A 5,839-nucleotide genomic window follows, 5' to 3' on the forward strand; every position below is an offset into this window, starting at 1 on the left:
CCATTTGCTGTCATCCTTTCGAGGACGACAGCTTAAACTACCCCGTAGTCACTGTCTCAAAAGGTGGATCCACTATAAAGATCAAATCGATCCTGGAACAGAAGCTTGTCCTGCCTGATACCTACCTGTTCCGAATGGACATCGAGGACGACCTCCGCTGGGTAGATTCGATCCGGAGTCGCCAATTCTCCGCCTGGGTGGTTCCAAAGGTTCCGGACAATGACGATCCCAAGCAAGTGCGAGCTGAGTTCCGATTCTGGATCGCCGAAGCTCGCGCAATCATCTTCGCCGACAAGGGCAAGGCCTGGGCCTGGCAACACAAGGCCATCGTTACAGACGGCCTGCAGCATCCGAAGGCAGACACGCACGAGGAGCTGGCCCACCTGGTCGCGGATACTTTCAACAAGGCCGTGGAGCACGCCGGCTGGGACTAACTCTGGCGTGTTGACATGCATTTGGGCAGCAAGCGCGTGCTGTTGCCCCCTGCATTTTCCCCTCCCCTAATGGCCGGGTTCTGCACCAAACCTGGCCAACTCTCCTCAATCACACCCTTGATATTCATCGGGATGAGGGCCGCCTTGAATTTCAGCACCCTCACTTCACTTGAATCCCTTCCCACAATCGGAACACTGGCCACCGCCAGTACGTACTGTTATCCGGAGCTTCAATGCCTTCCACACAACTCGAAGCCTATGTGGCACAGCATGGTTCATCCCTGGACTTCGCCGGCGAACGCATCCAGGTTCGAAATTTCATCCAGCGCACGGCCGAGTCCGTTACCGCCGAGTTCCTGGGTAGCCGAAACCTCTACCTAGGTCGTTGCGACAGGCTGGATGACGATGCCAGTAGCTCGAGTCATTCCGAAGTTTGGGAGCTAATCCGGATTTCCGGTCGAGGTAACGTCGCCGGAAGGCTCAAGGTGGAGAACCAGACGATCACTCAACTTTGAGTCCCCCCGGCTCAGCCGCCTGGGGTTCTGGCACGCCCTGACGCGCTTGAAGATGTCTCCAATCCAATAAGGGAGCATCTCCATGTCCACCAGCAACCAGGCGTTTGAATACTACACGCGGTGCATAGACCTTCATGACGGCGAGTCCGCACGATCAAAAGGACAAGCCATCAGCGACTTGGTCGAGGCTGCGCGCAAGATCACCTTCAAATCGCTGGCGAAGCACGTCACCGGCCTTGAGGAACTTGAGCAACAGCTCGGTTACGGGCGTGGACTGCGTCTGCGGGACGATTACCACGTCACCTACTGGAAGGGCGTTTACCGCGGGGAGCCTGTTTACTTCCTGATCCACTCCGCCATTGAGCACGTATTCATCCGCCCTTCGTCCAGGGTGGCGATCCGAGACGTGATCCGAGCCGAAACCGATCTTCAGAACGCATTGTTGCAGCGCCTCGCTGCTTGACACTCTCCAGAGGAGGCATGATGACCACTACGCCAATCACGCTCGTCTTCAACACTGATGACGGCCTCGATGATGCCGTCATGGCTGAAGCCTATGTGCTGACTCCCGATGGCCCTGCCCAGGTCCTGGTCGATACCCAGAAGCTGCGGGGCGCAGCCGCAATTCAGTTTTTCTACCGCTACCCCAATGCCAAGAAGTATGGGCTCAGCCAATGCGCCTGCCATGCCGGGGCTGCAAGCTTCGCTGCGGCGCATGGCTTCGTCACGACCAATATGTCGCTGAAGACCGAGGACTCACTCGACGATAGCGGCGATCACATCGAGATCACCGTAAACGCCCCCAATGACTCATTCGTGGGAGGCGGCGAAGAAGCACTTCAAGAGTGGGTTGGCTTGCACTATCAGTCTCACTTCCCAAGCCTCGATTCCACCCGCAAGCAGGCTTACCTGCAGCGCTACGTAGAAATTCACCACCAGCACCTCTGATCAAGTAGCAAGGACCACTCGCAATGAATGCAACGCAGTCGAATTTGGCCCTTGAGGTGCTTCAAGGTCTGGTGGATGCGATGAACCAAGACGAGGATGGCGATTTCCTTCTGTTCGGTTCGAACCTTCCACTGATCAATCAGGCTTTCGCGGTTTGCGGATATGCCCCTGCAGCCGTGATGGACAAAACCGCCCGGAACATCGACATCCTCACTCCAGGTTTCCGCAGAGAGGATTGCCCGCCCGGGGAAGCCTATCCTGACTGGTTGAACGCTCAGCTACTCGCAGCCCACTCGGAGATCACTGCATCTCTTGCAAGTGATCAAGGTCCAAGAACAATCCTTGTCTCGCGGCCGCTGCTCGAGGTAGCTCTGGCCAACCTGGCATCCACCAGTCCCAAGGTCGCAGAGGTTCATTCAGCGCTGTACCTCCACCTCCGGGCCACCCGGAAGTACGAGCCAACGTACGTCAAGACCTGCATCCCTCTACTCGACGAGATTTGGGAGCATCTGCCGAAAGACAGCTTTGCAGAACAGCGGGTGGCTGATGCGATTGGGGGCCTGATTGAGAAGGAACCCTGTCTTCAGGACTGACCCTCCATAGACAAGGTTTTCAAGACCCTTGCTCTCCAACCAACAACTGAGACTAGCCCGATGCCTGCACCAACAATTCAAGTCACGCGCCTATCCTGCCTGCACCTGGACAAGGAAACTTTCGACGTGCTTGCCAAGCACGGCGACGACAATGATTGGCTGGTATGTGCGGTGTACCAGGACGGAATGTTCCTCTACATCGAAGACCTGCCTGAGACCGTCCCGCAAGCTCTGCGCGACATCCGCCACTGGCTCAATACGCATAATCGTCTCGGATGGGTGCGCCTGGACGAGCAGTTCGATACCGTGGAAGGACTCGCCGTTTACGACCAGAGCTAAGTTCAGCCTGGATTACAGCTCAGATGTTTGGCGGGCACTCCGCCAGCTCGACCGGCACAATGCGTACCACGGCCACCCTTGGCCGTGGTACCACAGAAGTAGGAGTATGGACGAAGCGATGAAGAACAAGGACAGCAACTCCCGTACCGCCCCCAAAGTCATGGTCCGCCTCAACAGCCAGTGCCATGAAGGCCTCACCGACCTCGCCCAACAGCATGGGAGGAGCATGAATGCAGAATGCGTCATGGGCCTCATCTCTTGGCTTGACCACCAGAAACGCTGCGCAGTGATCCGCAAGATGCTGATTTCTCAACTTGATGAAGCGGACGTCGCGGTGCTTCTGGCAAAACTGCCTGTCGTCACCGAAGAGCCCGGCCTGGCTTCGGACAAGATTTCGACCATGCTGCGCTACACCCCTTACATTCGGGACCGAATGGCAGAGCAAGCCAAATCCCATGAGGTGAGTGTCCACAGCATGCTGCTCACAGCCTTGGCGTGGTGGGTGAATGTCTCGCGCCAGGTGAACGCATTGCTTGAAGCGATTATTGACCAAGGAGGAGCACTCCAAGCTCAACTGCTCGATCAACCAGCTCGATCCGCTGCCTAGGTTCTGCCACGCCTGACCTCATGGGGTAATGGCTCCAGTCACTCACTGGAGCCACCTCATGTCATCCTCCCGCTCTATCTGCCCCCGCACTCAAAGCGCCGCTCTTGCCCTCCGTCGAAACTTCGTTGTTGGCCCTTCCTATGACCAGCCAATTGTCGAGATCAACACGATCCCAGCGCGGGTAATCGATATCGCTGCACGGCAGAAATCCTCCGGTTTCGTTTGGATGGACTACGGCCAAGAGGTGCTTCAGGTCGCAACCTATGACGGCAACGGATTGGTTTGCTTGGGCAATGATATCGCTGGACCGAAAGCATCACCGGAGTCGCTGCTGGTCTACGCAGAAAGCATCTACCCAACAATGCGCGTAACGAGCACTCCTGCAGTGCCTGTAGCCGGCATCGCTTCGTTCTACCGACCTGACCCTGCTTTTCGAGGTCCGATAGTTCCTCTTGAGGTGAGCGATGACCGAATGGAAGCGCTGCTGCTCAGCAACAAGATGATTTTCTCCTATCAAAACTCTGACCACTTGTCGTCCAGCGAACTCGTTGTCCAAACGTTGCACCTCCTCAAAACCAAGCCAGAGGGATGTGGCGGGTGGGAAGCCCGGGTGGCGGCTCGAATCCAGGCGCTAGGCGATGCATTGAGCTTCTACGAAGGGGCGGTCAGGCAGGCGGTGAAAAATGATGACGAGAGTGCTCCTGGCACACCGGCAGCGGCTTGAGAATTTCGATAAATCTTACAGAGGTACTACCCCATGATTCTGCGCGTTCTCGCTGTCATCGCCTTTGTCCTACTCGCTTCCGGCCTTCAATTCTTCGTTGTGGAGTACGGACACTGGGCAGAGTCCAACATTATCGTCGGCATCTCCATTGCTGCCCTGATCTGCGCGTTCTTCGCCGGTGGACTGTCAGCCTTGAATGATCAGGCCGCCCGCAAGCGTAAAGAAGGGTAAGCGGGCATGTTCTTGTGGGGCGTGAGCCCCACACTCCCCTAATCGTTCAAGCAGGCATGACCGGGTGATTTTGGTGCTGTTGCACAAAGTCGTGATAGTCCCCCTCTCCCCCACCTAACAAGAACGTATCGTAGGCCCGGCTCATGGCAATCCGCGAGCGGTACATTCGGATCAGTGCAGCCTCAATTCCTGGGCAGCCGACTTCCTGTGCCAGCCAACCCGCACGAACCACTCCTGACCGATAAGCCGAGGTGAAGGAGCAAGCATTCTGGGCACAGAAGGAGTGTGGGTGGAGCCTCACTCTGTAGTCAGCATCCACTACTGGCAGCCGCCCTCCCGCTAGGTGCAAAAATGCGATGCTCGCAACTACGTCTTCAGCAATCGCCGCTGGATAGAGCCTGATCCAGTTCCTGGGAGCCGCACAAATGACGCTGCCATAAAAATCCAACAGTGAGCCCAGCTCCAGCGTTGGGGACTGAAAGCGCTTCACCTCCTCCCCTCCTCGGACATACACAGTCCTTAGAGCGACAGCAGGGGTTACTTTCAAAGCCGAGATCACGGCCTCGACGAACCCATCCGATACATCATCATCTGCGTCCATCTGAACAACGTGACTTCCTGACGCAGCTACAAGTGCTCTTGTGCGCGCCGCGGCCGGCCCGGTTCTAAATGCTGGCGGACAATGTACAAGACGAGGATCGCTAGGCAGCCTGGTACGTAGGTCGACACCATCATCAGACGCGAGAACGACCTCGATTTCGTTGGCGTGATCCTGGCCCAGGAGTTTGCTGATAAGCCCTGGTAGCCACTCCTCCGCCTCACATGCAGCGATCAGATAAGAAAGGCGTCGAAACACAGTATTCCCCATTCAGTTCCCGGCTTAGGCCGGCAACGGAAGTGTCCACAAACTACCTAGTTGCTACACGCCAAGTAGGTGTGCTGTTTTCCAACCTATTCGCGGTCCCGGTGTACCACTCTTCGCTTCTGCCACTCCCCTAACCCCCTGATCATGGCTAGACCAAATAGGAGCCATGACATGCAGCAAATCAGCCTCACCCTCCCCAGGGATTTGAAATCCTCCGGCGTTGTCCCAGCACTTGAATGTCCAGTCCAGCCTATGGACCACGTGATCTTCACACCTCATGACAAGTCCATGCTGAAACCGACAATTCGTGGACGAGTAATGAACACTCTGCGCACCGCCGCGGGAAACTGGCGATGCGCAATCGTCCTCCAGGGCGAGCCATTCCCCAACGGCAACAGCGTGAACGTTTACTCCCATGAAGGATGCTTTGATGTAGTCGAGGGGCACTTCAATGGTTAAGAGGACCCCAGCTCCAGGCTCCGCAGCTGAACTGATTGCACAGCAGGTATAGTGGATCCACCTTTTGAGACAGTGACTACGGGGTAGTTTAAGCTGTCGTCCTCGAAAGGATGACAGCAAATGG

11 protein-coding genes are annotated in these 5,839 nt (G+C 56.4%); 10 read left to right on the forward strand and 1 reads right to left on the reverse strand.

Annotation, left to right across the window (positions count from 1 at the left end):
- The 9 genes from EKA13_RS25515 to EKA13_RS25555 all read left to right on the forward strand — a co-directional run.
- Window positions 1-434: hypothetical protein (locus tag EKA13_RS25515; protein ID WP_176717486.1), on the forward strand; the 434-nt coding region annotated here is incomplete at its 5' end.
- Between the two features lie 233 nt (window positions 435-667).
- On the forward strand, window positions 668-949 hold the full coding sequence (locus tag EKA13_RS25520) for a hypothetical protein (protein WP_010792735.1): 282 nt from the start codon (window positions 668-670) through the stop codon (window positions 947-949).
- Window positions 950-1,031: 82 nt separating this feature from the next.
- A complete protein-coding gene (locus EKA13_RS25525) occupies window positions 1,032-1,412 on the forward strand; it encodes a hypothetical protein (RefSeq protein WP_010792734.1) in 381 nt (126 codons plus the stop codon).
- A 20-nt stretch (window positions 1,413-1,432) separates the two neighbouring features.
- Window positions 1,433-1,897, forward strand: a complete 465-nt coding sequence (locus EKA13_RS25530; protein WP_010792733.1) for a hypothetical protein — start codon at window positions 1,433-1,435, stop codon at window positions 1,895-1,897.
- A 23-nt stretch (window positions 1,898-1,920) separates the two neighbouring features.
- Window positions 1,921-2,490 (forward strand): hypothetical protein, encoded by a 570-nt coding sequence (locus tag EKA13_RS25535; RefSeq protein ID WP_010792732.1) that lies wholly within the window; start codon window positions 1,921-1,923, stop codon window positions 2,488-2,490.
- Window positions 2,491-2,550: 60 nt separating this feature from the next.
- A complete protein-coding gene (locus tag EKA13_RS25540; protein ID WP_010792731.1) occupies window positions 2,551-2,829 on the forward strand; it encodes a DUF5983 family protein in 279 nt (92 codons plus the stop codon).
- A gap of 106 nt (window positions 2,830-2,935) precedes the next feature.
- Window positions 2,936-3,436, forward strand: coding sequence for an Arc family DNA-binding protein (locus tag EKA13_RS25545; RefSeq protein WP_019438019.1), 501 nt, complete (start codon window positions 2,936-2,938; stop codon window positions 3,434-3,436).
- A gap of 58 nt (window positions 3,437-3,494) precedes the next feature.
- Window positions 3,495-4,160 carry a hypothetical protein gene (locus tag EKA13_RS25550; protein ID WP_010792729.1) on the forward strand — a complete coding sequence of 222 codons (666 nt, stop codon included), beginning with the start codon at window positions 3,495-3,497 and terminating at the stop codon, window positions 4,158-4,160.
- Window positions 4,161-4,193: 33 nt separating this feature from the next.
- Complete coding sequence (locus EKA13_RS25555) at window positions 4,194-4,391, forward strand: hypothetical protein (protein WP_010792728.1); 198 nt, start codon at window positions 4,194-4,196, stop codon at window positions 4,389-4,391.
- A 46-nt stretch (window positions 4,392-4,437) separates the two neighbouring features.
- On the opposite strand, the gene EKA13_RS25560 is transcribed toward EKA13_RS25555, so the two are convergent.
- Window positions 4,438-5,259 (reverse strand): glycosyltransferase family 2 protein, encoded by an 822-nt coding sequence (locus EKA13_RS25560; RefSeq protein WP_010792727.1) that lies wholly within the window; start codon window positions 5,257-5,259, stop codon window positions 4,438-4,440.
- Between the two features lie 168 nt (window positions 5,260-5,427).
- Here EKA13_RS25560 and EKA13_RS25565 point away from each other — a divergent pair, with 168 nt between their 5' ends.
- Window positions 5,428-5,715 carry a hypothetical protein gene (locus EKA13_RS25565; protein WP_010792726.1) on the forward strand — a complete coding sequence of 96 codons (288 nt, stop codon included), beginning with the start codon at window positions 5,428-5,430 and terminating at the stop codon, window positions 5,713-5,715.
- Window positions 5,716-5,839: the final 124 nt, after the last annotated feature.

Source organism: Pseudomonas defluvii (genome assembly GCF_001695625.1).
Lineage (GTDB): Bacteria > Pseudomonadota > Gammaproteobacteria > Pseudomonadales > Pseudomonadaceae > Aquipseudomonas > Aquipseudomonas defluvii.

What these genes read in the sequence shown, in the direction of transcription:
- EKA13_RS25520 (WP_010792735.1), top strand. Translation starts at nt 668, where the DNA reads ATGCCTTCCACACAACTCGAAGCCTATGTGGCACAGCATGGTTCATCC.
- EKA13_RS25525 (WP_010792734.1), top strand. Translation starts at nt 1,032, where the DNA reads ATGTCCACCAGCAACCAGGCGTTTGAATACTACACGCGGTGCATAGAC.
- EKA13_RS25530 (WP_010792733.1), top strand. Translation starts at nt 1,433, where the DNA reads ATGACCACTACGCCAATCACGCTCGTCTTCAACACTGATGACGGCCTC.
- EKA13_RS25535 (WP_010792732.1), top strand. Translation starts at nt 1,921, where the DNA reads ATGAATGCAACGCAGTCGAATTTGGCCCTTGAGGTGCTTCAAGGTCTG.
- EKA13_RS25540 (WP_010792731.1), top strand. Translation starts at nt 2,551, where the DNA reads ATGCCTGCACCAACAATTCAAGTCACGCGCCTATCCTGCCTGCACCTG.
- EKA13_RS25545 (WP_019438019.1), top strand. Translation starts at nt 2,936, where the DNA reads ATGGACGAAGCGATGAAGAACAAGGACAGCAACTCCCGTACCGCCCCC.
- EKA13_RS25550 (WP_010792729.1), top strand. Translation starts at nt 3,495, where the DNA reads ATGTCATCCTCCCGCTCTATCTGCCCCCGCACTCAAAGCGCCGCTCTT.
- EKA13_RS25555 (WP_010792728.1), top strand. Translation starts at nt 4,194, where the DNA reads ATGATTCTGCGCGTTCTCGCTGTCATCGCCTTTGTCCTACTCGCTTCC.
- EKA13_RS25560 (WP_010792727.1), bottom strand. Translation starts at nt 5,259, where the DNA reads ATGGGGAATACTGTGTTTCGACGCCTTTCTTATCTGATCGCTGCATGT.
- EKA13_RS25565 (WP_010792726.1), top strand. Translation starts at nt 5,428, where the DNA reads ATGCAGCAAATCAGCCTCACCCTCCCCAGGGATTTGAAATCCTCCGGC.